Source organism: Azospirillum sp. P4_B5 (assembly GCF_056402275.1).
In genome coordinates this window covers 50371-75084 of record NZ_JBFUHT010000023.1, presented here as the reverse complement: position 1 = coordinate 75084, position 24714 = coordinate 50371, and the positions used below count along the sequence as shown (strand labels likewise).

Annotated in this window: 24 protein-coding genes; 8 read left to right on the top strand and 16 right to left on the bottom strand. The window is 69.7% G+C overall.

Annotation, left to right across the window (positions count from 1 at the left end; genetic code table 11):
• The first annotated feature begins 193 nt into the window (after window positions 1–193).
• The gene (locus AC1DVI_RS18850; protein WP_476959274.1) at window positions 194–1081 is read left to right on the top strand and encodes a hypothetical protein; all 888 of its coding nucleotides are present in this window, start codon (window positions 194–196) and stop codon (window positions 1079–1081) included.
• Between the two features lie 33 nt (window positions 1082–1114).
• Here the strand turns inward: AC1DVI_RS18850 and AC1DVI_RS18845 are convergent, their stop codons facing one another.
• Window positions 1115–2482, bottom strand: coding sequence for an RsmB/NOP family class I SAM-dependent RNA methyltransferase (locus tag AC1DVI_RS18845; protein WP_476959273.1), 1368 nt, complete (start codon window positions 2480–2482; stop codon window positions 1115–1117).
• 277 nt (window positions 2483–2759) lie between these two features.
• Here AC1DVI_RS18845 and mltA point away from each other — a divergent pair, with 277 nt between their 5' ends.
• Together mltA and AC1DVI_RS18835 are read left to right on the top strand one after the other, a co-directional pair.
• Window positions 2760–3926 (top strand): murein transglycosylase A, encoded by a 1167-nt coding sequence (gene mltA / locus AC1DVI_RS18840; RefSeq protein ID WP_476959272.1) that lies wholly within the window; start codon window positions 2760–2762, stop codon window positions 3924–3926.
• A gap of 13 nt (window positions 3927–3939) precedes the next feature.
• Window positions 3940–4458, top strand: coding sequence for an N-acetyltransferase family protein (locus tag AC1DVI_RS18835; RefSeq protein WP_476959271.1), 519 nt, complete (start codon window positions 3940–3942; stop codon window positions 4456–4458).
• Between the two features lie 21 nt (window positions 4459–4479).
• Here AC1DVI_RS18835 and AC1DVI_RS18830 read toward each other — a convergent pair whose 3' ends face one another.
• The 6 genes from AC1DVI_RS18830 to AC1DVI_RS18805 all read right to left on the bottom strand — a co-directional run bounded on the left by AC1DVI_RS18830 (window position 4480) and on the right by AC1DVI_RS18805 (window position 10198).
• Window positions 4480–4737, bottom strand: coding sequence for a DUF1272 domain-containing protein (locus AC1DVI_RS18830; RefSeq protein WP_476959270.1), 258 nt, complete (start codon window positions 4735–4737; stop codon window positions 4480–4482).
• Between the two features lie 149 nt (window positions 4738–4886).
• Entirely contained in the window at window positions 4887–6848 is a 1962-nt protein-coding gene (locus AC1DVI_RS18825; RefSeq protein WP_476959269.1) for a tetratricopeptide repeat protein, read from the bottom strand.
• Between the two features lie 14 nt (window positions 6849–6862).
• The gene (locus AC1DVI_RS18820) at window positions 6863–7570 is read right to left on the bottom strand and encodes a sugar phosphate nucleotidyltransferase (RefSeq protein WP_247874214.1); all 708 of its coding nucleotides are present in this window, start codon (window positions 7568–7570) and stop codon (window positions 6863–6865) included.
• A 164-nt stretch (window positions 7571–7734) separates the two neighbouring features.
• Entirely contained in the window at window positions 7735–8286 is a 552-nt protein-coding gene (locus tag AC1DVI_RS18815; RefSeq protein WP_476959268.1) for a GNAT family N-acetyltransferase, read from the bottom strand.
• A 29-nt stretch (window positions 8287–8315) separates the two neighbouring features.
• Window positions 8316–9074, bottom strand: coding sequence for an SDR family NAD(P)-dependent oxidoreductase (locus tag AC1DVI_RS18810; RefSeq protein WP_476959267.1), 759 nt, complete (start codon window positions 9072–9074; stop codon window positions 8316–8318).
• The gene (locus AC1DVI_RS18805; protein WP_476959266.1) at window positions 9071–10198 is read right to left on the bottom strand and encodes an aromatic ring-hydroxylating oxygenase subunit alpha; all 1128 of its coding nucleotides are present in this window, start codon (window positions 10196–10198) and stop codon (window positions 9071–9073) included. The genes AC1DVI_RS18810 and AC1DVI_RS18805 overlap by 4 nt, the downstream gene beginning before the upstream one ends.
• Before the next feature lie 118 nt (window positions 10199–10316).
• On the opposite strand from AC1DVI_RS18805, the gene AC1DVI_RS18800 reads away from it, so the two are divergent.
• Window positions 10317–11399, top strand: a complete 1083-nt coding sequence (locus AC1DVI_RS18800) for a 3-oxoacyl-ACP synthase III family protein (RefSeq protein WP_476959265.1) — start codon at window positions 10317–10319, stop codon at window positions 11397–11399.
• Between the two features lie 11 nt (window positions 11400–11410).
• The gene (locus tag AC1DVI_RS18795) at window positions 11411–12181 is read left to right on the top strand and encodes an SDR family NAD(P)-dependent oxidoreductase (protein ID WP_476959264.1); all 771 of its coding nucleotides are present in this window, start codon (window positions 11411–11413) and stop codon (window positions 12179–12181) included.
• Here AC1DVI_RS18795 and pseG read toward each other — a convergent pair.
• The 4 genes from pseG to AC1DVI_RS18775 form a co-directional block, all read right to left on the bottom strand.
• Window positions 12168–13211: a UDP-2,4-diacetamido-2,4,6-trideoxy-beta-L-altropyranose hydrolase gene (pseG, locus tag AC1DVI_RS18790; RefSeq protein WP_476959263.1), complete on the bottom strand. Its 1044-nt coding sequence runs from the start codon at window positions 13209–13211 to the stop codon at window positions 12168–12170. The genes AC1DVI_RS18795 and pseG overlap by 14 nt on opposite strands.
• A 17-nt stretch (window positions 13212–13228) precedes the next feature.
• Entirely contained in the window at window positions 13229–13903 is a 675-nt protein-coding gene (locus AC1DVI_RS18785) for a hypothetical protein (RefSeq protein WP_476959262.1), read from the bottom strand.
• A 71-nt stretch (window positions 13904–13974) separates the two neighbouring features.
• On the bottom strand, window positions 13975–14982 hold the full coding sequence (gene cydB / locus AC1DVI_RS18780; protein ID WP_103041523.1) for a cytochrome d ubiquinol oxidase subunit II: 1008 nt from the start codon (window positions 14980–14982) through the stop codon (window positions 13975–13977).
• A 5-nt stretch (window positions 14983–14987) separates the two neighbouring features.
• Window positions 14988–16397: a cytochrome ubiquinol oxidase subunit I gene (locus AC1DVI_RS18775; protein WP_476959261.1), complete on the bottom strand. Its 1410-nt coding sequence runs from the start codon at window positions 16395–16397 to the stop codon at window positions 14988–14990.
• Window positions 16398–16697: 300 nt separating this feature from the next.
• On the opposite strand from AC1DVI_RS18775, the gene rpoH reads away from it, so the two are divergent.
• Window positions 16698–17597, top strand: a complete 900-nt coding sequence (rpoH, locus tag AC1DVI_RS18770; protein ID WP_476959260.1) for an RNA polymerase sigma factor RpoH — start codon at window positions 16698–16700, stop codon at window positions 17595–17597.
• Between the two features lie 37 nt (window positions 17598–17634).
• On the opposite strand, the gene AC1DVI_RS18765 is transcribed toward rpoH, so the two are convergent.
• From AC1DVI_RS18765 to AC1DVI_RS18745, 5 genes are all read right to left on the bottom strand, one after another.
• A complete protein-coding gene (locus tag AC1DVI_RS18765) occupies window positions 17635–18396 on the bottom strand; it encodes a DUF6969 family protein (RefSeq protein WP_476959259.1) in 762 nt (253 codons plus the stop codon).
• An 81-nt stretch (window positions 18397–18477) separates the two neighbouring features.
• Window positions 18478–19158 (bottom strand): ABC-type transport auxiliary lipoprotein family protein, encoded by a 681-nt coding sequence (locus tag AC1DVI_RS18760; protein WP_476959258.1) that lies wholly within the window; start codon window positions 19156–19158, stop codon window positions 18478–18480.
• Window positions 19155–20114, bottom strand: coding sequence for an MlaD family protein (locus tag AC1DVI_RS18755; protein ID WP_476959257.1), 960 nt, complete (start codon window positions 20112–20114; stop codon window positions 19155–19157). Before AC1DVI_RS18755 ends, AC1DVI_RS18760 begins: the two co-directional genes overlap by 4 nt.
• A 9-nt stretch (window positions 20115–20123) precedes the next feature.
• Window positions 20124–20918, bottom strand: a complete 795-nt coding sequence (locus tag AC1DVI_RS18750; protein WP_476959256.1) for an ABC transporter ATP-binding protein — start codon at window positions 20916–20918, stop codon at window positions 20124–20126.
• Window positions 20919–20924: 6 nt separating this feature from the next.
• Window positions 20925–22061: an MlaE family lipid ABC transporter permease subunit gene (locus AC1DVI_RS18745; RefSeq protein ID WP_476959255.1), complete on the bottom strand. Its 1137-nt coding sequence runs from the start codon at window positions 22059–22061 to the stop codon at window positions 20925–20927.
• Window positions 22062–22260: 199 nt separating this feature from the next.
• Here AC1DVI_RS18745 and AC1DVI_RS18740 point away from each other — a divergent pair, with 199 nt between their 5' ends.
• The gene (locus AC1DVI_RS18740; protein ID WP_476959277.1) at window positions 22261–22776 is read left to right on the top strand and encodes an adenine phosphoribosyltransferase; all 516 of its coding nucleotides are present in this window, start codon (window positions 22261–22263) and stop codon (window positions 22774–22776) included.
• A gap of 255 nt (window positions 22777–23031) precedes the next feature.
• Entirely contained in the window at window positions 23032–24708 is a 1677-nt protein-coding gene (locus tag AC1DVI_RS18735) for a CocE/NonD family hydrolase (RefSeq protein WP_476959254.1), read from the top strand.
• Window positions 24709–24714: the final 6 nt, after the last annotated feature.

Sequence of the window (24714 nt, the reverse complement as noted above, 5' to 3'; positions counted from 1 at the left end):
CCGGCGCTACATGACCATGGAAAGCCTGACCGAGCTGTGCCACCCTCACACCGCTGACCCGCTGCCGATTGCAGTGGAGTAGACCGGCGGCTTCAACTCGCCGAACAGCACCTACGCCCCCTCAGACACCACGCCTCGGGGCACGATCCTGGAAGGACTCGTCAACTCCGGCAAGATCAGCGCCGAAGACGCCGTGACCGGGCTGAAATCGCTGGCGACCAAGGCGACCTTCAACCGCTACGTCTCCGAACGCCCCCGTGACGAGGAAGACAAGCAGCGGCTCGCCGACTCGGAGGCCGCCTGGCAGAAACTGCAGGCCTATGGCAGCCGGATGTCCGGTGCGCTGTCCGAGGTCGGGCGCAAGACCCAGGAGATTCAGGAAGCCCAGCAGCGCGGCGAAATCTCGATGGACGAGATGAACGAACGCCTGAAGCCGGTCCAGGACGCGTTCAAGGGCGAGATCGCGGCGACCCGTGGCGCCTATGGAAAGCCGACCGATCAGACGGCCATTCTCAGCGATGCCAGTGGATTCACGAAAAACATGCAGGGCTTCAAATCCGCGCTGGCATCCATGGGGGCGGACGCTGGCTTCGCGGATCTGTACGCGCCGGACGGCGAGGCCGCCGAACAGAAGCTTCAGGAACTCGGTTTCGACCGGAACGTCTTCGGCAGCGCGTTCCAGAAATTTGCGGAGGCCGTTGACATTCCTGGCATTGGGTCCAAATCCGCTGCCTCGGAGGCCGCGGACGTCACTCCGACACCGGCGCCAGCCGCGGAAAGCAAGATTGCCACGGGATCACCAGCCATCACGAGCAAGCCGGCCGCCGAAAGCCCCCCGCCGGATACCGTCAGCAAGCCAGCTTCAAGCGACCCTGGCAACGCGCAGGCGGCGCTGTCCATGCTCCAATCGGCGCTTGCGGCGGGCGCGTCGAAAGGCGGAACCGGTGTCCTGGGCGCGATTGCCGGAAACGCCAGCGAAGGCCAGAACACGGTTGCCAGCGGCCTGCTGGAAGCCCTGAAGGCCGGAGCGGGAAAGCCGCAAACCGGAAACGCGCAGACCGGCGACACACCGCCGGCCTGACGCATCCCACCGGGGAAGGCTCCCCCGCCGATGTTACCCCTCCGAAGGTGCCGGATCAGCCTCGGCCAACTGATCCACCTCCACCGCGGCTTCCTCGTCCGCCTTGCGCACCATCACGGCGGCGAAGAAACCGTCGGTGTCGTGGCGGGCCGGGGTCAGGCGCAGGTACGGCCCCTCGGCCGGCGGGGTGCCCGCGCCCTCCTCCGCCCAGACCTCGGCGACCGGCAGCACGGTGAAGTCAGGGTGGGTCTCCAGGAAGGCGGCGACCTGCTTCTCGTTCTCCTCCGGCAGCAGCGAGCAGGTGGCGTAGATCAGCCGCCCGCCGGGCTTCACCAGCCGGGCCGCGCTGTCCAGGATGTTCGCCTGGAGCGGCACCAGCTCCGCCAGACCGGGGCCGAGCTGGCGCCAGCGGCTGTCGGGGTTGCGGCGCCAGGTGCCGGTGCCGCTGCACGGCGCGTCGACCAGCACGCGGTCGAACTTGCGCTTGTGCCGCTTCACCCAGGGGTCGCGCTCGCTGGACAGCGGGTGCGCCTCGATGTTGTGCAGACCGGCGCGGCGGAACCGCTCGGCGGCGCGCTTCAGGCGCCCGGCCAGCACGTCGCAAGCGACGACGCGGCCCTTGTTCTTCATCAGCGCGGCGATGGCCAGCGTCTTGCCGCCGGCACCAGCGCAGAAATCCACCACCTGCTGCCCCGGCTTCGGCGCCACCGCGATCGCCACGAGCTGCGATCCCTCGTCCTGGATCTCGACCAGCCCCTCCTTGAAGGCGTCCACGGTGCCCAGCGGCGGACGGCCCTGGACGCGCAGGCCCAGCGGCGACCACTGCGTCGGCTCCGCGGTGATGTGGGCGCGGGCCAGCGCCTTGATCGCGCTCTCGCGGTTGGCCTTCACCGGGTTGATGCGCAGGTCGAGCGGCGCGGAGTCCAGCAGCGTCCGCATCTCCACCGCGAAGCGGTCGCCCATGGCGGCGCGCATCGCCTCCTCGGCCCAGGGCGGGCACTCCACGGCCACGCTTTCCGGCATCTGCGGATGCTCCAGCGTGTGGGTGTCCAGCTCGTTGGCGAGCTTCGCCTCCTCCGGCGCCAGCGGGGCCGGGGCAAACTTGGTGGAGCCGAACAGCGCCTTCACCGTCGCGGCGGACTTGCCGTCGGCCAGGATCTCGTTGGCGAGCGCGCGGGCGCGCGGGGTCGGCGGATGGCCCTGACGCTCCAGCCACCAGCACAGGCGGGCGTGCCGCCGCAGGATCGCGTAGGCCGTCTGCGCCACCGCGGTGCGGTCTTTCGACCCGATGTAGCGGCGGGCGCGGAAATAGGCGCTCATCACCGCGTCGGCGGGGCGCGGGGTTTCGTCGATCTCGGTCAGCAGGTCGATGACCGCCTGAAGGCGGGCGGCGGGGGTCATGGGATGGTCCTCGGATAGATTCCCTGCTCGATAACCCGAGCGGGGGGTGGTTGTCATCCCCCGCGCACGCGCGGCAGCCTTTCGAGTCGCCGCCCCAGGCGCGTGCCCTGTGACAAGACGGCCCGATCGAAACCATCCGCGCGAAGAGCGATTGACCGCAATCCGGTGAATGAGGCAAAAAAGGGGTAGTTGTTCTTGTTTGAGCCATCTTGGCCGCGGCAAGTCCAGCCATCCCTCGTCTTTATCGTCTTCCTTGAATCTTGGTGCGGGGTCCGCGATGGCGGCTGCGGTCGGCAGTGTCATGGCGCGTGCGGTGGCGCGCGTCTCCACCCTTCTTGCGTTCGGCCTGCTGGCGGGCTGTGCCGGCGACGCGGCGACCGGGGCCGGACCGGGCGGCGGCGTCACCACGGCGTCCTGGCGGCCGGGGATGGAGAAGGTCTCAGCGGATTTCCGCGGCCTGCCGGGCTGGATCGACGACGACCACGCGCAGGCCCTGCCGGCCCTTCAGCGCACCTGCCGCTGGGTGGCGGCGCAGCCCGCCGGCAAGCCGCTCGGCCCCAACCCCGCCGCCGGCACCACGTCGGACTGGCGCCCGATCTGCGAGGCGCTGCGCGGTCTGCCCAACGCCGAGCCCGAAACCGCCCGCCGCTTCTTCGAGGATCACTTCACGCCCGTCGCCCTGTCCGAGGGCCAGGAAGGCCTGTTCACCGGCTATTACGAGGTCGAACTGCGCGGAAGCTGGACCCGGACTGAGCGCTACAACGTCCCCCTCTACAAGGCGCCGAAGCGGACCAAGCGCGGCCTGCCCAGCCGCGCCCGCATCACCGACGGCGCGCTGAAGGGCAAGGGGCTGGAGATCCTGTGGGTGGACGACCCCATCGACGCCTTCTTCCTGGAGATCCAGGGGTCGGGCCGGGTGCGGATGACCGACGGGTCGGTTGTGGCTCTGGGCTATGGCGGGCAGAACGGCCATCGCTACGTCCCCATCGGCCGGCACCTGATCGACATCGGCTACGCCACGCCGGAGCAGGTGACCATGCCGCTGATCCGCCGCTGGCTGACCGAGCATCCCGGCGAGGCCCGGCGGGTTATGAACATGAACCCGTCCTACGTCTTCTTCCAGCTCCGCCCCGACGTCGGCGCGCGCGGCGCGCGCAACATGGAGCTGACGGCGGGCCGCAGCCTCGCCGTGGACCCCGGCCATATCCCGTTGGGCGTGCCGCTGTGGCTGGACGTACGCGAGGCGCCGGTGCCGCTGGGGGAGATCAAGCGCCTCGTCGTCGCGCAGGACACCGGCGGCGCCATCAAGGGGCCGGTGCGCGGCGACCTGTTCTGGGGTCATGGCGCGGAGGCCGCGGAGGGCGCCGGCGTGATGAAGGCCAAGGGCCGCTACACGATGCTGGCGCCGCGCACCACATCCTTCACGCTGGCCCAACGCCGCTGAGTCCAGGTCGTCGATGCTGGTTCGTCTGTCCGCCCTGCCCGACCGCGGGTCTGCCCTCGCCGCGCTGGAGGAGATCTTCTTCCTGTCCACGCTGCGCAAGGGCTTCGCCTCGGCGGAGGAACGCGCGGCCTTTTTCCGCACCTGGACGGGCTGGTATGTGGAGCGGGCACCGAACGACGTGTGGTTCGCCTTGACCGATGACGGCGCCGTCATCGGCTATCTGACCGGCTGCAAGGACAGCGCCGGAGCGGTGGACCTCGCCCGCATCATCCCGAAATACGAGGTCTTCGCCGACCGCTTCGCCGCCTTCCCCGCCCATCTGCATGTCAACGTCCGGCCCGGCTTCCGCGATCGCGGCGTCGGGCGGGCGCTGGTGGACCGCTTCGCGGAGGACTGCCGCGCCGCGCGCCTTCCCGGCCTGCATTTGGTGACCGGGGTGTTCGCGCGGAACGTTTCCTTCTATCAGCGCGCCGGTTTCACCGCGGCGACCCAGCGAGGGGCGCTGCTGTTCCTCGGCCGACACCTGGGGTGAGCTTGGTTCAGAAAGCGGCCTTCAGAAGGCGGACGGGCAGCCACCGGCCTTGAGCACCCGCTGTGTGGAGGCCGGGTTGTTGACCAACTTCGCCGCCGGGCGAACGGGCCGCCGCACCAGTTCGCCGCCGCAATTCGGACAATGCCCCTTCAACACCCCATCCCGGCAGTCGCCGCAGAAGGTGCATTCGAAGGAGCAGATGTAGGCATCGCGGGATTCCGGGGGCAAATCCCGGTCGCAGCATTCGCAGTTGGGCCGCAGCGCAAGCATGATGGGCATCGCCTTTCCATGGTTTCGCGATGATAGCAGCGGGACGGCGGTGGGAAAACCGGGTGGTGGCGGTGGATGCCGAATGATGGGGCGAAACGCAGCGTGGCTTTCACCGCGTCCCGCATCGCGTGCGCCCCCGAGCCCCGGAGGGGAGAGGGTTAGAGAAGGCTTGCCGCGCGCTCCGCCAGCGCCGCCGCGATCTCCTCCGTCACTCCGGTCCAGTCGCCGGGGCGGGGTTGGCGGTACAGGCGGGCGGTCGGGTACCACGGGCTGTCGGCGCGGTCGAGCAGCCAGCGCCAGTCCGGCGCATGGGACAGCAGCACCCACAGCGGAACGCCCAGCGCTCCCGCCAGATGGGCCGGCGCGGTGCAGGAGGACACCACGAGGTCCAGCGACGCCATGATCGCCGCGGTGTCGGCGAAATCCCGAATCTCCGGCGCCAGATCGGTGAAGGAGGGCGGCATCGCCCGTCGCGCCAGCTCGTCATGGCCCGGGCCGAGTTGCAGGCCGAAGAAGCGGCAGCCCGGCACCGCCAGCAGCGGGACCAGCGCCGCCAAGCCCGGCGACCGCTCCCGGTCACCGGCGAATTGGGGATTTCCGGCCCAGACCAGCCCGACCTTGAGGCCGTCGCCTACTTGACCGCCAACCAGCCGCTCCCGCCACGCCGCGGCGCGCCCCGGGTCGGCGGTCAGGTAGGGGACGGCGGCGGGAATGGTCTCCAGCCGCGTGGCGAAGGCCCGCGGCAGGCTGAGCAGCGGGCACTGCCAGTCGAAGGCCGGCAAAGCCTCGCCGCGCGCCAAGATCGCCTCCACCCCCGGCAGGCCGCGGAACAGCGGCACCAGATCGGCGCCGACCTCCAGCAGCACGCGGGCGCCGCGGGCGGCCACCAGGGGGGCGTAGCGGACGAATTGGATGGCGTCGCCGCGCCCCTGCTCCTCGTGCAGCAGGATGGTTTGTCCGGCGATGTCCTCGCCGCTCCACCGTGGCTGCGGCAGGCCGCGCGGCTTCGTCGGGAAATCGGCCACGCCCCAGCGCGCCTCGTAATCCTCCCAGCCGCCCGACAAGTCGCCGGCGAGCAGCCGGGCCAAGGAGCGGTTCCAGCGCGCCTCGGCACTGGCCGGCTGGAGGCGGACGGCCCGGTCGTGCAGGCGCAGCGAGGCGGCGATCTCCCGCCGGTCGCGCAACCGGTTCGCCAGACCGCTCAGCGCACCGCGGTGATCCGGCTGAAGGGCCAACGCCCGGTGAAGCGACGCCAGAGAACCGGGTTCGGACAGGGACAGCGCGTGCCAGCCGTTCGCCGCGTCCGGACGCAGCCGCAGCAGGCGGCACAGCGCCGCCATGCTCTCCTCCTCCCCGCCCGTTCTGAGCCGGGCGGCGGCGAGAAGCTCCAGCGCGCCATCGTTCGCCGGGTCGAGCGCCAGCGCACCGCGCAGAGCCGTGGCGGCGTCGTCCCAACGTCCCGCCTCGTAATGGGCGCGGCCGAGATTGAGCCGGACCGTCGCGTCCTCCGGCAACAACGCCGCTGCGTGCGTCAGCGCCGCCGGCGCCGCCGGGTCCTGGACGCGCTGAAGCGCCACCCCGAGATGGTGCCACGCTTCCCCATGGTCGGAACGCAGCCGGACGGCGCGGCGCAGGGCCGTCATCGCCTCACCCGTCCGTCCCTCGTAGCGCAGCAGGATTCCGGCCTGGACCAGCGGCTCGGCGAGGTCGGGCTGGAGGAGGGTCGTGCGGCGATAGGCCGCCATGGCGAGCCCGCCCTGCCCCGCTTGCCTCGCCGCTCCGGCCAACGGAAAGGCGAGCGCCGCCGAATCGGGGCAAAGGCGCAGGGCGGCGCGGTACTCCTCGGCCGCTGCGGCGGGGTTGCCGCGGGCCTGATGCAGCATGGCGAGGTTGGCGCGGACTTCGGGAAGGCCGGGGCGCAGCGCCACCGCCCGGCCCAGCAGGTCGGCCGCCTGCTCCAGCCGGCCGCCCTGGGCGCAGAGAAGGCCGTAGAGGTGAAGGGCGTTGGGCTCGTCCGGAACGGCGTCGAGGATACGCCCGTAGAGGGCTTCCGCCTCTTCCACCCGCCCGGCGGTGTGAAGGTCGAGCGCGATGGCCAGCGCCTCGTCCAGCGTCGCCACAGCGCCCGCTCCGCTCAGGTTTCGCGGCCGCCGATCACGCTGGCGGCGACCGCCAGACTTTCCGGCGTACCCATGTCGATGAAGCGCGCCTTGGCGATGTGGCCGTGCAGCGTGCCCGGCGGCATCTTGTGCAGCACGTCGCGGGTCAGCGAACTGGCCCCGGAGGCCGCGATGCGGTCGAGGAAGGCGGCGGAGAAGAGATAGACCCCGGCGTTGATGACCCCGCGCCCCGGCGCCTTGTCGAGGAATTGGCGGACGCGGCTGTCCGGCCCGACCTCGACCCGGCCGAAGCGGGCGGCGTCCTCCACCTCCACGCACAGCACCGACGCCTCCGCCCCCGACAGGCGGTGCGAGGCGACGAAGGCGCGCAGGTCGGCGTCGAGAAAGGTGTCGCCGCTCATCACCAGGACGGTGCCGGCCTTCAGGTCCTTGCGGATGTAGGCGAGCGCCGCGGCGGAGCCCATCTGGCTCGGCTCGATCTGGCAGACGACGTCCAGCGACCGGTTGGTGTCGCCCTGGGCCAGCCACGCCGTCACGCGGTCGGCCAGATGGCCCAGGCACAGCACCACCCGGCGCGCGCCGTAGGCGGCCAGATGGTCCAGCAGATGTCCGAGAAAGGCGCGGCCCGCGATGGGCGCCAGCACCTTGGGCGTGTCGCCCGAGACGCCCCGCATGCGCGAGCCGAGACCACCGGCGAGCAGCGTGACGTCGATGTCCGTCAAGGCTTCCTCAGGCCGCACCGTGCTTCCCCTCATGCTCCCGACGCCGCGGCGCCGCCCCCACACCCGCCGCATACCGCGTCGGCGGTGGATTGGTCAAACATTCGGTGGGGGTGACGGCAAACTTTCCCGGCCGACCGCCCAACGTAGGCCCTCCGCCGCATGGCCTATTCCGCGAAGGCGGCCAGCGTGGTTTCGCGCGAAAAGATATGGGGGTGTCCCTCCCAATCGCTGCGCAGCGTCTCGAACACATGGACGTCGTGGAAACGGCCATATTTCTGGACATGCTGACGCAGCACCCCGACCTCGCGCGCCTTCACAACCCTCTGGATGCGGATGACCGTGTCGTTGCCCTCCATGAAATAGTTGAAGAGCTTGTTCATCCCCAATCCGTAGAAGCAATAGTCCATGATGAAGCAGTGCAGGAAGCCGGCGAGCTTCCGCCGGTCCGTCTCCTCCACGATGTACGAGCCGGAGGAGCAGCGCAGATGCACCCGGTCGATGTCATAGTAGGAAAGATAGCCGACCGGGCGGCCCTCATGCTCGATGATGAAATGCCGGAAGTCCGGGCGGGCGTCCATCGCGGCCAGCCAGGCGCGCTGCCGCCCGACGTCCGGATTCTCCAGATCGGTGAACATGAAGCGGGTGATCGACGGCTCGGTGCGCCAGCGCAGCAGCATCTCGGCATCGTCGGTCGTCGGTCGTCGGAAGCGGAACATGGACCCTTACCCTTCGAACGCGTGCGGCGTCATGTCGCCAGATAGCCGCCGTCCACCGGCAGCATCACCCCGTTGATCCAGCCGCTGGCCGGCGACAGCAGGAAGGCGATGGCCGAGGCCACGTCCTCCGGCTTGCCGAAGCCCATGGGATGGGCGGCGCGGATCGCCTCGAACTGCTCCGCCGTGGTGGTGCGGCGGAAGCGCTCCATCATCTCCGTCTCGACCATCGCCGGGGCGACGCAGTTGACGCGGATGCCGTCGCGCAGGAACTCCATGGCCAGCCCGCGGGTGGCCGAGACCAGCCCGCCCTTGGCCGCCGAATAGACCACGTTGCCCGGTTGCCCGATCTCCGCCGCCACCGAGGACACCAGGACCAGCGCCGCCGGCTCGGCGTGGCAGCCCTTCTGCCGCAGGCCGCGGGCCAGCGCCAGCGCGCTCAGCAGGTTGGCGTGCAGGATGCCGTCGAAGAAGGCGCGATCGACGCCGCGCACCGGCTTGCCGACCTGCACCCCGGCGCAATGGGCCAGCCCGGCGATGGGGCCGCCGGCCTCCGCCTGCGCCTTGACCCAGCCGGGGATAGCGTCGCTGTCCGACAGGTCGAAGGCGGCCGTCCGGTGCCCCTCCCCCGGCAGAAGCGCCAGCGTCTCGTCCAGCCGCCCGGCGTCGCGCCCGTTGAGCGTGACCCGCGCGCCGAGGGTCGCAGCCAGCAGAGCTGTCGCCCGCCCGATCCCGGCGGAGGCGCCGGTGACCAGGACGTGCCGTCCCGTGAGATCGACGAGCGGACTCATTCGGCCGCCATGCGGGCGAGCCACGCCCGGTGGAAGGCGGCGATGCGCTCTTCGCAGGAACCGAGGACAGCCGGGGCCTCGACCTGCTTCAGCCCCTTGTGGGTGGCTTCGGCCACGCGCTGGTCCTCGCCCAGGATGGTGCGGTTGAAGCCGGAGACGTTGGCCTCCACCGCCTTGCGCGCGGCCCCGCCCTTGGTCTGCGGCTTGGCGGTCTCGCCCAGGAACAGGCGGAAATGCAGGTCGCAGCGGTCCGGCCCGATGGGGTCGTAGGTCTGGACGCTCATCAGCGCGCCGTGGGAGACGCCGATGGCGAGGTTGGGGAAGATCAGATAGTGGTCGTAGCTCTCCAGCCGGTCGCTGCGCGGCAGCCCCATCTTCTGGGCCACGCCATCCCACCAGCGCGCCGAGCCGTCGGACAGCTGGCTGACGCCCCGCGAATGCTCGCCCTCATAGGAGCAGATCCACACCTTCTTGACATAACCCTTGAAGGTCTCCGGGTGGGTGGCATCGACGTGGTAGACTTCCAGGGCGCTTTCCAGCGCCGCCTTCCAATTGGCGTTCCAGGGCAGAACGCCCTCGTCGATGCGGTCGGTGAACAGGTCCGACAAATGGTCGAGAACGGTGCCATAGGCCCCCAACTGCTCGTCCAGCCCCGGTCCGGCCGGCTCCAGCCGCACGAAGACGAAGCGGCCCCGCACCGCCACCTCGAAACGCCGCAGGGCGAGGCGCTTCTTCGCCGCGTCGTCCAGACCGAAATGCTCGCGGTTTCCGGGGATGCCGACCGGAACGCCGTCGCGGTTGAAGACCCAGCCGTGATAGGGACAGACCGGCTTGCCGTTGCCGCAGGGTCGCAGGTGGATCAGCGAATAGCGGTGCGTGCAGACATTGTGGTAGGCCCGCAGCTCGCCGTCGAAGTTCTGGACCAAAACCGAGGTGCCGGCGATGTCCGCGGTGATGAAGTCGTTGTCGTTGCGCAGGTCGTCCGTAAATCCAACGAACATCCAGCAGCGGCGGAAGACTCGCGCCGCCTCTTCGGCGTGATTGGCCTCGCCGGAGTAACGCTGGGGCGGGATCACCATGTCGGGCGGGAACGAAAGCTGGCTTTGCTGAACCCGGTCATCCATGGCTGATCCCATTTATCGGTTCGTTAATCATTCGACCCTAGCGTTCTTTCGGTTAATAGTCTCCGAATTCGCCCAAGTCCAGGATGGACGAAGGGGCGGTGGAGGGAGGGAGCAGCCGGTGAAGGCCATCATCGAGGGCGTGCGCATCGCGGGATTCCGGGCCGCCGTGCCGCCGCACCGCCATTCCTTCCTGGAGGACCATTCCCTCTTCACGGCGGAGGAGGCGGAAAAGCTGTTCGCCACCACCGGCGTGTACGAGCGGCGCATCGCCCCGCCGCACATCTGCGCGTCGGACATGTGCGTGGCGGCGGCGGAAGGGCTGCTCGCCCAGCTCGGCTGGGACCCGGCCAGCGTCGACGTTCTGGTCTTCGTGTCGCAGGACCCCGACTACAACGTTCCGGCGACCTCCTGCGTCATGCAGAAGCGGCTGGGGCTGGCGACGGGGGCGGCCTGCTTCGACGTCAATCTGGGTTGCTCCGGCCTCGTCTATGGGCTGTGGATGGCCGGGCGGCTGCTCGGCGGATCGACGGGCCGGCGGGCCATCGTGCTGTGCGGCGACACCAGCTCGCGCCACCTCGTGCCGGGCGACCGCTCCACCCTGCCGCTGTTCGGCGACGCGGGCGGGGCCGTGGCTCTGGAGGTCAGCCAGGGGGCCGCGCCGATCCACGTCGTCGTCGGCACCGACGGCGGCGGCGCCAAGAACATCTGGGTCAAGGCCGGCGGGCGCCGCAACTCGCTGGTGCCCGGACGCGAGCCCTGGCCGGCGGACAAGCAGGAACAGATGTTCACCGACTCGCGCCTGTCGCTGAACGGGGCGGAGGTCTTCGCCTTCACGCTGCGCGCCGTGCCGCCGCTGATCCGCGAGGCGCTGGAGTTCGCCGGCGTGGGGGTGGAGGACATCGACCTCTGCGTGATGCACCAGGCCAACGCCTTCATGCTGGAGCATCTGCGCAAGAAGACCAAGTTCCCGCCGGAAAAATTCCTCGTCGACATGCACGATTTTGGCAACACCAGCTCCGCCTCCATCCCGCTGGCGGTCAGCCACCGGCTGGGCGAAGCGCTGTCCACCGGCACACGCAAGATGCTGCTGGCCGGTTTCGGCGTCGGCTGGTCCTGGGGCGCCGTGGTCGCCGACGTCGGGCCGATCCCCGCCCCGGCGGTGCAGGAGATCCCCGACGACTTCCCTCTGCTGACCCCCTGAGCCGCCCGGCCATGCGCAACCCGCTCGACCTCACGGGACGGCGCCTGCTGGTGACCGGTGCCTCCGCCGACAGCGACATCGGACGCGAGATCTGCCGGGCGCTGACTGGGCTGGGCGCCGCCCTCACTCTGGTCGGTCGCCGCGCCGACGCGCTGGAGGCCACCCGCGCCCTGCTGGACGGGCCGGAGCGGCACAGCGTCGCCCCCTTCGACCTGACCGACCTCGACGCCATCCCCGGCTGGATGAAGGGGCTGGCGGAGGCGGGCGGTCCCTTCGCCGGACTGGTCCATTCCGCCTCGGAGCAGGGCTACTCGGTGCTGCGGCAGGTCAACCGGGCGCAGTTCGACCGCTATTTCACGCTGAACGTCGGGGCGTCGCTGATGCTGGCGCGCGGCTTCCACCAGAAGGGCGTCTTCGCACCGGGCGGCGGGTCGATCGTCTATGTCGGGTCGGTCGCCGGGCTGAAGGGCCAGAAGGGCCGCTCGCTCTACGCCGCGAGCAAGGCGGCGCTGGTCTCGGTGGCGCAATCGCTGGCGCTGGAACTGGCCGACAAGCGCATCCGCGTCAATGTGGTTGCCCCGGCGGTGGTGCTGGGCGCCAAGGCGGAGAAGCAGTTCGCCATGCTGCCGGCGGAGCAGAACGCCGCCCTGGCCGCCGCCCACCCGCTGGGCTACGGCACGCCGCAGGACGTGGCCGACGCGGTGGCCTATCTGCTGGCCGACAGCGGGCGCTGGGTGACCGGAACCGTTCTGCCGGTGGACGGCGGCTTCACCGCCGGGTGACGGCCTCCGCCAATGCCCGCGCAATGCGCAAGGCGCCTTGGCCATCGACGATCCCCGCCAGTTTGCCCGCCATGGTCCGCCGCCGCACCGGATCGGCCCAAAGCTCCAGCGCCGCGTCAGCGATCCGCTCCGCCGCGCCTTCGGTCTGTCCGGGCACCAGAGCGCACCAGCCCAACGCCTCCGACTGGCGGGCGGCTTCCAGTTGGTTGTCGGCGATGGTGACGAGGACGGCGGGCGTGCCGATGGCCGCCAGTTCGCCGGTCGTAGTGCCCGCCGCCGAGACGGCCAGCCCGGCCTGCGCCATCAGTTGCCCCATGCGCGGCGTGTCGTGGTGCAGCCGCACGCTGTCTTTGAAACGCGCTGTCACAGCCTCCACCGCCCCCGCGTCGCGCACCGCCCCGCCGATTGCCACATCCAGCCAGACGCCGGATGGCAGGCGGGGCGCGAGGCGTTCGATCACCGGAGCCGTCAGCCCCAGCGGATCGGAGCCGCCGAAGGTCACCAGCAGGCCGCGACGTTCCTCCACCGGCGGCTTGGGCGCCGCCGCGGCCTCCCGCACCTCCCGCCGCAACGGCGTGTGGGCGGGGCCGAGCAGCAGTTGGGCGTCCGGGTTGCCCTTACGGTAGGGCAGCGACGCGGCGTCCGGAGCGGCGTTGACGATCAGTCCGGCGTGGATGGGCTCCCCCGATCCGGCATCGTCGAAGGCCAGGATGGGCAGCCCCGCCCCGGCCAGTCCGGCCCGCCAGTCTTCCCCGAACCCGTAGCCATCCAGCACGACGGCGGCAGCGCCGGATTCCGCCGCGATGGCGCCGGTCGCGGCGAGGTCGGCGGCGCTGCCGGCGTCCGCGGCGATCCGGCGAACTGCGATTCCGGCCGCCCGAAGACGATCCTCCAAAGCCGGCGGCAGGCTCGCCGCGGCGAACAGCGCATCGCCGCCCATCTCCTGCACGGCCTCCGCCACGGCGAGGCAGCGCATGACATGGCCGGCCCCGATGGACGCCCCGGCGTCGGCGCGGAACAGCACCCTCATGCGCTGGCTCCCGGCGCTCAATGCAGGGTCGGCGCGTTCGGCCCGGTGGGGCGCAGCCGCGTGCGGGCCGAGGACAGACAGAAGGCGTGCCAGTAGAGCGCGACCAGGGCGCCCGGCAGGCTGTCCAGCTCATGCCCCGGCAAAGCGGTGATGTTCGCCGCGTGGGCCATGGCGGCGTTGGCGGCGTTGACGCTGTGCTGTGCCGCCGGGCCGATCAGCGCCAGCGTCTCCGCCAGCGCGCGGGTGTCGAGGCGCAGGGTCGCCGGGGCGACGGTCACCTGGGCGGTGCCGTCGCGCAGGCGCCCGATGGCGAGGTAGGCCTCCAGAAGGTCGGGCCGGTCCTCCGGGCGAATCACGGCGGCGACCACGCGGTTGCCGGTCAGCGGGCCGGTGCCGTCGAACTCGAACACCACGGCACGCTCCGTCTGCCGGGCTTCGGCAAGGGCGGCGGCGCGCTCCCCGGCGGAGACCTCGGCCAGCCGCATGGCCTCCTCGAACATCTCCGGCCGGCCGCCACCCTCGGCGTGGACGACCAGCGGCGCGTCCATCGTCGCGGCGATGGCCAGACGGCGCGCCATGATGTTCACCGCCTCCTCCGACGCATCCTCCGGAATCGTGTCCTGCAACAGCTCCGCGCCCTTGCGCAGCATCACCTCGGCGAAGCTGATGTCCGGGGTGGTGTCTGGGCTCATGGCACGCTCTCCGTCGATGGGGGTCGGCTCTTGTACGCCAGGGGCAGGCCCCGGCTCAATGATCGCCGCCGTCAATGATAACCGATCGCGCCCGTCACCTTGCCGCGGAAAACCCAATAGCTGTAGGCGGTGTAGATCAGGATCGTCGGGATCAGGAAGGCCATGCCGATCAGCAGGAAGACCTGCGTCTCCGGCGGGGCAGCCGCCTGCCAAACGGTGATGCCCGGCGGGATCAGGACCGGCCAGAGGCTGATCGCCAGCCCCAGATAGGACAGGGCGAACAGCCCCATGGCGAAGGCGAATGGCAGCACCTCCCGCCCCTCGTCCAGCGCCCGCCACAGGCCGAAGGCGAGGAAGCCGACCATCAGCGGTACCGGGGACAGCAGCAGGATGTTGGGAACCGAGAACCAGCGCGCGGCGATGGAGGCGTCGAGGAAGGGCGTCCACAGGCTGACCGCCGCGACCAGAACCAGCACCACGATGAGGAGCCGCCGCGCCACGCGGAAGCACCAGTCCTGCAGAATCCCGATCGTCCGCCAGATCAGCCAAGTGCTCCCCAGCAGCGCGTAGCCGGCGATCAGGGCCACGCCGCAGAACAGGCTGAAGGGGGTCAGCCAGTCCAGCATGGTCCCGGCAAAGTTCCGCCCCTCCACCTCGATCCCCTGGATGAAGGAGCCGAGAACCACCCCCTGCGCGAAGGTGGCGAGCAGCGAGCCCAGGAAGAAGGCCTTGTTCCACAAATGGCGGCTGCTCCGCGCCTTGAAGCGGAATTCGAAGGCGACGCCGCGGAAGATCAGCGCGATCAGCATCAGCAGGAGCGGCAGATACATGGCCGGCAGAACGACGGCATAGGCGATGGGAAAGGCCGCGAACAGCCCCGCCCCGCCAAGGATCAGCCACGTCTCGTTGAAGTCCCAGACCGGCGCCACCGAGTTCATCATGACATCCCGCGCCTCCTCGCTGGGGGCGAAGGGGTAGAGAATGCCGATGCCGAGGTCGAAGCCGTCCATCAGCACATACATGAAGACGGCGAAACCGACGATGGCGACCCAGGCGAGGGTCAGCAGGCTGCCTTCCATGGACGTCACTCCGCGGGTTCGATGGATTCGCCGGGCACCGACAGGGGCCGCTTCGGCTGGTGGCCCTGCGCCACCGCCGGGAGCTCCAGATCCTCGTCGTTCAGCCGCGCCGGACCGATGGTCAGCAACCGGAACAGGTAATAGGTCCCGGCCCCGTAGATGATCGCGTAGACCACCATGAAGACAATCAGCGAGGTCAGCACCGCCCCGCCGGTCAGGGCCGGGGTCACCGCGTCGGCCGTGCGGATCATCCCGTAGACCGCCCAGGGCTGGCGCCCGATCTCGGTGGTGAACCAGCCGGCCAGGATGGCGATGAAGCCCAGCGGCATGCAGCCGACCAGAACCTTGTGGAACCAGTTCGGGCTGTAGAGCCTCCCGCGCATCCGCTGCACCAGATGGATCAGCGCCACCGTCAGCATGACCATGCCGATCCCCACCATGATGCGGAAGGTCCAGAACAGGATCTCCGGGTTGGGCCGATCCGCCACCGGGAAGTTCTTCAGGCCGGGAACCACGCCGTCCCACTCGTGGGTCAGGATCAGGCTGGACAGGGCGGGAATGGCGATCTCCGCGTGGTTGGTCTCCGCCTCGTTGTCGGGGATGGCGAACAGGATCAGCGGCGCCCGCGCCCCACCCTCCCAATGGCCTTCCATGGCGGCGATCTTGGCCGGTTGGTGCTCCAGCGTGTTCAGCCCGTGCAGGTCGCCGAGGAAGATCTGCAAGGGCGCCAGGACGGTGATGAGCGCCAGCGACATGCTGAGGCCGACCCGCGCGTGCTCCAGGAATCGGTTGCGCAGCAGGTAGAAGGCGCTGATTCCCGCCACCACGAATCCGGTGGTCAGGAACATCGCCGTCAGCATGTGGGCGAGCCGGTAGGGGAAGGAGGGGTTGAAGACCACCGCCCACCAGTCGGTGACGAAGAACCGCCCGTCGCGCAGCTCCGCCCCCGCCGGGGTGTGCATCCAGCTGTTCGCCGACAGAATCCAGAAGGAGGACAGCACCGTACCCGTCGCCACCAGCACCGCCGCCAGAAAATGGATTCCCCGCGGCACGCGGTCCCGCCCGAACAGCAGGATTCCGAGGAAAGCGGCCTCCAGGAAGAAGGCGGTCACCACCTCGTACTGGATCAGCGGCCCCAGCACGTTGCCGACGATGTCGGACCAGCGGCTCCAGTTCGTGCCGAACTGGTAGGTCATCACGATTCCCGACACCACGCCCATGCCGAAGGAGATGGCGAAGATGCGTGTCCAGAATTCCGACAGGCTGCGGTACAGCGCCTTGCCGGTGATCAGCCACCGCGCTTCCAGAACCGCGATCCAGCAGGCCAGTCCGACCGTAAAAGAGGGAAAAAGAATGTGAAAAGAAATCACGAAAGCGAACTGGATTCGTGACAGAAGCAGCGGATCGAGGTCCATGGCCGCGGCCCTCCATTGGCGGTCGCCGGGCCGATTCCAGCCGGCCCGCCCCGATCCCAAACGCGGCCCATTCCGGGGAGTTCCCATTTTCCGGCTGCGGATACTTTCTTTCCCCCCACCCCTTGAACCGCGGCTGCGACCTCTTATTTCTAAGCTCTTGCCGACATCCACACATTCACGGCCGGCCCTGGGCCACAGCCGATCCCACCCCGCTCCGATGGCCCCGCCGGCCAGCCGGGCCGGGGGGCATCGGTCCATTGCAGGGTGTTTCCCGAGGATGCCGGAATCAGGAGAAGCTCTTTGACGGAACTGGCAGTTTCTGGCGAACCCCTCACCCTCTTTCTAAAAGAAACCCGCAAGTACGACTATCTCACCCCCGAGCAGGAACGCGACTTCGCCATCCGCTGGCGGGAGCGGCAGGACCGCCGCGCCCTCGACAAGCTGATCGGCAGCCACCTCCGGCTCGTCTTCAAAATGGCCCGCGGCTATCAGGGTTACGGTCTGCCGCTGTCCGACCTGATCGCCGAGGGCAACGTCGGCGTCATGCAGGCGGCGCAGAAGTTCGACCCCGACAAGGGGTTCCGTTTCGCCACCTACGCCTCCTGGTGGATCCGGGCGGCGATCCAGGAATACGTGCTGCACAACTGGTCGCTGGTGAAGATCGGCACCACGGCTGCCCAGAAGAAGCTGTTCTTCAGCCTGCGCCGCCTGAAGGCCCAGCTGCAGGACGCCGAGAACGGCACTTTCGGCGGCGACCTGTCTCCGGAAGCGGTGGAGAGCATCGCGACGACGCTGGACGTCTCCCAGGCCGACGTCGTCGAGATGAACCGCCGGCTGGGCACCGACCGCTCGCTGAACGCCACCCTGGCCGAGGATGGCGACAGCGAATGGCTGGACCTTCTGGCCGACGAGGGTCCCGACCAGGAAGCGATCCTGGCCGGCGCGCAGGAGCGCAAGCGCCGCCAGCAGTTCCTCAAGCTGGGGCTGGGCGTTCTCGACGACCGCGAGCGGCAGATCCTGGTGGCCCGCCGCCTGCGCGACGAGCCGCTGACCCTGGAAGAGCTGAGCCAGCACTTCCACGTCTCGCGCGAGCGTGTGCGCCAGTTGGAGGTGCGTGCCTTCGAGAAGGTCCAGAAGGCGGTGATGGCACAGGCCCGGCAGGTTCCGGGCACCACGAGCAAGGCGCTGCTGCCGGTGTGATAAAAGACCCTCTCCCGTCCCGGGAGAGGGTCTTTTATCAAGGCGCGACGAAGCGCGGCGGTTCCGGCAGCGCGGAGGACCGCCGCCGCGCGCCGCGCAACGCGTGTTCCACCGTCGCGACCTGCTCCTCCATCGAAATCAGGATCTGCGACGTGACCTCCAACGCCCGATCCTCGTAGACCCAGCCGTCCGGATGGCGGTCGCTCCAGGCGGCGACCGTTCGGTCGCGCTCGCGCAGCAGATTGATGATTTGCGGCCGGAACAGCCGAATCATCGCGGTGATCCAGCGGTTCGCCGGCCAGGACGGGCGAGCGTGATCGACGGTGAAGCTGTCGAGCATGCGGATCACGTCGTCGGCCCCATACCACGTCTCCCCCGTCACCCAGCGGTTCGTCGTGAACAGGCGCACCGGCTGCCCCGCCACGTCCATGGCGATCCCCACCAGATGGGACAGCGCGTCGTTGGGATTGTCCGGCGCCTCGTAATCCCGCAGCGGCATCGGCTCCATGCCCGGCGGCATGCCCAGCGGGCGCAGGAAGGTGTGGAAGTGCCCGTGCTCCCCATCGGGCCGCTCGTCCTCGGGGTGGCAGTGGTAATAATATTGCGCATGATACTCGGCGTCATAGACGTCGCCCGGCGGGTAGTGGCGCCATTCGTAGAGCGTGCCGTGCCCGCGCAGCAGCTCCCCCACCACCGTGTCGCCGGTCTTGGCGAGGACGCGCTGGCACAGCCGGACCTCCCGCGCGGCCTCCGACATCGCCTGCAACTCGTCGCGCGAAAGCTCCGAAAGCTCCATCATCGGATGCTCTGCCCCGTCAGCCCCTGCCCTTCCTGGATCCCTATTACGTATGAGGCTTTGGACGCATAGCAAGCGCTTTCCTTAACGGGCGCCCGCCGCACCGGCACGGCCGGCCTCCGCGCGGAACACCGCCTCGCCCCGCCGCAGCGTCCAATCCACCAGCGCGCCTTCCACCTGACCCAGCGCCGTGTTGAAGGCGGCGATCACGTCGCTGAAATCCGACCCGCGCACCGGGACCACGGCGTCGAAGGTCTCGCCCGCCTCGATGGTCCGGTTGGGCATGGCGACCAGCTTGGCCGACAGCCGCACCCGCACCCGGTCCGGCACCGCGGCGCTGGGATTGGTGAACTCCGCCTGGAAATCGCGCAGTTCCGTCTTCAGCAGGAAATCCGACCGCAGCCCTGCGGAATCCCGCCCGACCGAGACGATCCGCCGGCTGTCCTCGAAGGACTGGACGATCAGCCCCTGCACCATGTTCGGCGCCCGGTCGGCCCAGGACACCCCGGCGAAGTAGTCGAGCGCGGTGGCGGAGCGGGTGACCGCGATGCGTGGCGTGTCGATCCCGGCGCTGGCCGCCGGAGGCTCCACCAGCAGTTGCCAGCGCACTGGTGGCAGCCCGGACTCCGCCACGGTTCCCGGCGTCAGCGTGTAGAGGCTGGGCGCGGTGGGGTTCAGCGCCGCGCAACCGCTCATCAGGCCGGCCGCCAGCAGCGCCGTTCCCATCGCCTTCCTAAAACGGCTCGTCACCAAACGGCTCGTCATCGTCCACGCACCTCCACGCCCTGGCGGGTTCCGCCGAACAGGAAGTTCGACGGGTCGTTCTCGATCCGCGTCACGACGCGGGACAACTGCCCCGACAGGTCGCGCAATTGCGAGATCAGCAAGGTCAGTTCATACAGCCCGCCGCCGGTGAAGTCGCGGATCGCCCCGCGGTTCTCCCCGATCATCGCGTTCAATTGGTTGGCGGTCTTGTTCAGCGATCCGGCCAGGGTGTGCAGATCGCCGGTCACCGTCTTCATGCCGCCTTCCACCGCGGCCAGCGTGCGCTGCGCCTGGTCCATGGTTTCGCCGATCTGCGGTCCGACCGTCTCGAAGCCCTGGAGCGTCCGGTTGGCCTGGGCGAGCGTCTTGTCCAGCCCCTGGCTGGCGCGGGCCAGCTCGCCGGTCAGGTCGCGGGTGTTCGCCAGGATCTCGGCGATGGCCGCCTGGTTCTGCGGGGTCAGCAGGTCCGCCACCCGGTTGGTCAGGTCGAGCGCGCGGTTCAGAAGCTGCGGGGCGGCGTCGACGAACACCGTCAGCGATGACGGGCGCGATGGGATGACCGGGATGCCGCCGTCATGCGCCGTGCGCAGAAGCTCGCTCATCTCCGTGCCGCCGGAAATCTGGACATAGGCGCCGCCGGTGATGCCCTGGACCTCCAGCGAGGCGATGGAGTCGGTCTTGATCGGCGTGCCTTCCTGCACCTCGATCCGCACGCGCACGCGGCTGACGTCGTTGGGGTCCAGGCGTATGTCGGTTGCCGTGCCCACGGGAATGCCGCGGTAGCGCACCGGGCTGCCCTCCTGAAGGCCGGTCACCGAGCCGGTGAAATAGATGTAATAGGGCTGGCGCGTCTCCTCCAACTGGATCTTGGCGACCCAGACCGTGAAGACGAAGAGGCCGGCGAGCAAGGCCAACACGAAGCTGCCCACGAGGATGTAGCTGGTGCGGGTTTCCATGGCGTCCGGTCAGCTTTCTGCATGGCGCGCGGCGCGGCCGCGCGGTCCGTGGAAATAGTCGTGAATCCAGGGGTGCGGGTCGCGGAGATGCTCCTCCAGCGTGCCCACGCGAATCTTCTTGTCCACCAGCACGGCGATGCGGTCGCAGATCGAGGTCAGGCTGTCCAGATCGTGGGTGACCATGAAGACGGTCAGACCCAGGCTGCGCTGAAGGTTGCGGATGAGCTGGTCGAAGGCGGCGGCGCCGATGGGGTCCAGACCGGCGGTCGGCTCGTCCAGGAACAGGATGTCTGGGTCGAGCGCCAGCGCGCGGGCCAGCCCGGCGCGCTTGATCATGCCGCCCGACAGCTCCGACGGGAACTTCGCCCCGGCGTTGGGGGGCAGACCGGACATGGCGATCTTCACCCGCGCGATCTCCGCCGCCAGCGTTGCGGAGAGGTCGGTGTGCTCGCGCAAGGGGACCATGACGTTCTGCGCCACGGTCATCGAGCTGAACAGCGCGCCGTTCTGGAACAGCACGCCGGTGCGCGCCTGGAGCGCCACCCGCTCCGCCTCCGGCAGGTCGGTGGTGTCGCGGCCCAGCAGCTCGATCCGGCCGTCCGCCGGACGGATCAGGCCGAGGATCTCCTTGAGCAGGACCGACTTGCCGGTGCCGGAGCCGCCGACCACGCCCAGCACCTCGCCCCGCCGCACGTCGAGGTCGAGCCCGTCATGGACCACTTGCGGGCCGAAGCGCGTGACCAGCCCGCGCACGCGGATCACCGCGTCCTGCGCATCCGGTTGCTTGTCGTCAAACGGCGCCACGGTCCCTCACAGCCTGAGGAAGGAGAACAGGACGGAGAAGACCGCGTCCAGGACGATCACCAGGAAGATGGACTCCACCACCGACTTGGTGGTCAGCGTGCCCACGCTCTCGGCGCTGCCGGAGACCTTCAGCCCCTCGTAACAGCCGACCATGGCGATCACCAGGGCGAAGACCGGCGCCTTCACCAGTCCAACCAGGAAATGCGGCAGCGTGACGGCGCCGTGAAGCTGGCGGATGAACTGCCCGAAGGTGATGTCCAGCGTCGCGTAGCTCATCACGGCACCGCCGAACAGCCCCATGATGTCGGCGTAGAAGGCCAGCAGCGGCAGGGTGATCATCAGGGCCAGCGCGCGCGGCACCACCAGAAGCTCCACCACGTCCAGCCCAAGCGTGCTGATGGCGTCAACCTCCTGGTTCACCTTCATGGTGCCGATCTGCGCGGTGAAGGCGGAGCCGGAGCGCCCCGCCACGATGATGGCGGTCATCAGGATGCCGATCTCGCGCAGGATCGACACGCCCAGCAGATTGACCACGAACAGCTCCGCCCCGAAGCGGCGGAGCTGGTCCGCCCCCTGGAAGGCCAGCACCACGCCGATCAGGAAGGACAGCAGCCCGAGGATCGGCAGGGCGTTCAGCCCGGTCTGCTCGATGTGGAACATCACCGAGCGGAAGCGCAGCCGCCGCGGATTGACGATCAGCCGCCCGAAGGTGATCGCGATGAGGCCGAGGAAGGACAGCAGGTCCCGCCCCTCGCGCAGCCCGTCCACGGCGGTGCGACCGGTGCGCTCCAGCATGTCGAGGATCGGGTGGTGCGTCTGCGCCCGCTCGACCGGCGGGGGTCCGACCTCGCGCACCGCGTCGAACAGGGCGGCGTGCTCCGGGCGGATGGCGGTCAGATCGACGCCGTGGCCCGCCGCCTTCAGCCGGTCGGACAGGGCGGACAGCAGATAGGCGCCCACCGTGTCCATGGCATCCAGCCGCGACAGGTCGAGGCTGACCGCCCCGCCGCCGTCCAGCGCGAAGCGGTCGAGCGTGCCCGAGAGCCCGCCCGCGGCCTTCAAATCCCAATGGCCGAGAGCCGTCAGCCGCCATTCACCGTCGCCGGCGCGCGACGATTCCAACCACGCCCTTTCGCGCGCCATGCCCCGTCCTGCCCTTCCCTTCCGGTGCCGCCCTGTGGCGATGCTCATGCTTGTGAAGAGGAACTTGGCCGCAAGCCCCCCCGATGGTCAACCTCAAGCCGGGGAAAAACAGCCGCACAGCGGTGGTTTGCACGCGGACCGCCGCCCCGATAGTATGGCGCCGCCGTTGCACAGGAACCTTTTCACCATGCCGAACCCCATCGACCTGAAGAACCACATCCGCGGCATCGCCGACTTCCCCAAGCCCGGCATCCTCTTCTACGACATCTCCCCGCTGCTGGCTCACGCCGAGGCATGGAAGGAAGCGGTGGACCAACTCGCCGAAGCGCTGCGCCCGCACAAGCCGGAACTGCTGGTGGGAATCGAGTCCCGCGGCTTCCTGATCGCCGCCCCGCTGGCCCTGGCGCTCGGCACCGGCTTCATCATGGTGCGCAAGCACGGCAAGCTGCCCGGCGACAAGGTCGCCCATTCCTATGACCTGGAATACGGCACCGACACCATCGAGGTTCAGGCCGACGCCGTGAAACCCGGCCAGCGCCTGGTCGTCCTGGACGATCTGCTGGCGACCGGCGGCACCATGGCCGCGGCGATCAGCCTGCTGCGCCGCGTCGGCGCCGACGTCCGCGCCGCCGCCTTCCTGGTCGAGCTGACCTTCCTCAACGGCCGCGACAAGCTGGACGTGCCCAGCGTCTCGCTGATGAGCTACGATTCGTAAAAGCGCCTTCCGGAAATGCGTCTGCCTATCCTTTGTGCGGATGTTGCGCGATACAGTTCCTTCTCCCCTCTGGGGAGAAGGTCAGGATGAGGGGGCGCCGAAGGCGGCCTCCGTCGCGAGGCAAGGGTATTTCTCCGCCCTACCGGGCGTAAATCCCCCTCACCCAGCCCTCTCCCCAGGGGGGAGAGGGTTTGGACCGGTCATGGCACAGCGCTTGCTAGAGTTGCCGGTCACAGTTGCTCGGCAGGGCGCCCCATGACCCATATGGCCCCGGTGATTCTCGAACAGCCGCCCCTCCTGGCCGTCCGGCCTCCCGAAACCGTTTCCATGCGGACGCGCGACGGCGTGCGGCTGGACGCCGACCTCTACCGCCCCGACGGGGTCGGCCCCTGGCCGGTCCTGCTGTTGCGTCTGGCCTGCGGGCGGCGCACGGCGATGACCAGCCATTACGCGCACCCGCGCTGGTACGCCGCCCGCGGCTATGTCGTCGTGGTGCAGGACGTGCGCGGGCGCGGCACGTCGGAAGGCCGCTTCCGCCCCTTCGAGGCGGAGCGCGAGGACGGCGCCGACGCGGTGGCCTGGGCGGCCTCCCTGCCCGGCTCCAACGGCACAGTCGGCATGTATGGCAGCGGCTACGCCGGGATGGCGCAGCTTCTGGCCTTGGCCGAGCGGCCCGCCGCTCTGCGCGCCGTGGTTCCGGCACTGGCCGGTTGGGACGTGTTCACCGACTGGGCGACGGAGGGCGGCGCTTTCCGGCTGGCCGATGCGATGGGCTGGGCGCTGCGCTGCGCGGCGGAGTCCGCCCGCCGGTTGGAGGATGGCGCGGCCTATCGCGCGCTCCTGGAGGCGATCCGCAGCCTGCCGTTGGACGACGAGATCCCCTCCCGCCCGCGGGTGTTGCGGGACTACGCGCGCCACTGCCATTACGACGACTGGCTGACAACGCCCGGCCCTGGCGGAAGCTGGGACGAACTGTCCCCCCGCCACGCGCTGTCCGACGGCGGGGTCGGAGAGGTGTCCATCCTGCAGATCGGCGGCTGGTACGACCCGCGCCTGACCGGCACGCTGGCGGCGCACGAGGCCCTGTCCGCCGGCAGCGACGGCACCGTCCGCCTGCTGGTCGGCCCCTGGGACCGCCATGGGGTGACGACCCATGCCGGCATGGACGGCCGGGCGCCATCCGACGTGCCATCCTTCGACGCCCTGCAACTCGGCTGGTTCGAGCGCTTCCTGAAAGGCGAGATGACCGGCGCGGAGCGCGGCGGGCCGATCCGTCTGTTCGACGTTCTGGAACGCCGCTGGCGCGACCTGCCGGCCCTGCCGCCCGCCACGCAGCCGCTGCACCTGTCCAGCGCCGGCCTCGCCGCGCGGCGCGGCGGCGCCCTGCGCGACGATGCCCCGGACGAAGCGTTCCTCGACGTGCTGGTCCACGATCCGCGTGATCCGGTGCCCACCGTGGGCGGTCACGCCGTGCCCGACGCCGGCCCACGCGACCGCGCCGCCGTCGACGCCCGCCCCGACGTGGCGGTCTACGACACCGCGCCGCTCACGGCGCCGCTGACGCTGTCCGGCCTCGCCGCTTTGGAAATCTGGGTGGAGGCGGACGCCTCGTCCTTCGACGTCAGCGCCGTCCTGTCCGCCGTGCTGCCCGACGGGCGCGTCCTGCCGCTCAGCCAGGGTCACGCGCGGGTCGAACCGGGCGGCGAGCAGCGTCCTATGCCGGTGGCCCTGCGCGCGCTCTGCGCGACCCTGCCCGCCGGAAGCGCGCTGCGCCTCAGCCTCGCCGGGTCCTGCTTCCCGGCCTATCCCGTCAACCCGGGGACCGGGGCGGAGCCGGGCGAAACCCGGCTGGTGGACGCGCAGCCGATCACCCTGCTCATCCACGGCGGCGGCGCCCGCCCGTCGCGCCTGCTGCTGCCGCTCCGAGACTGACCGTCG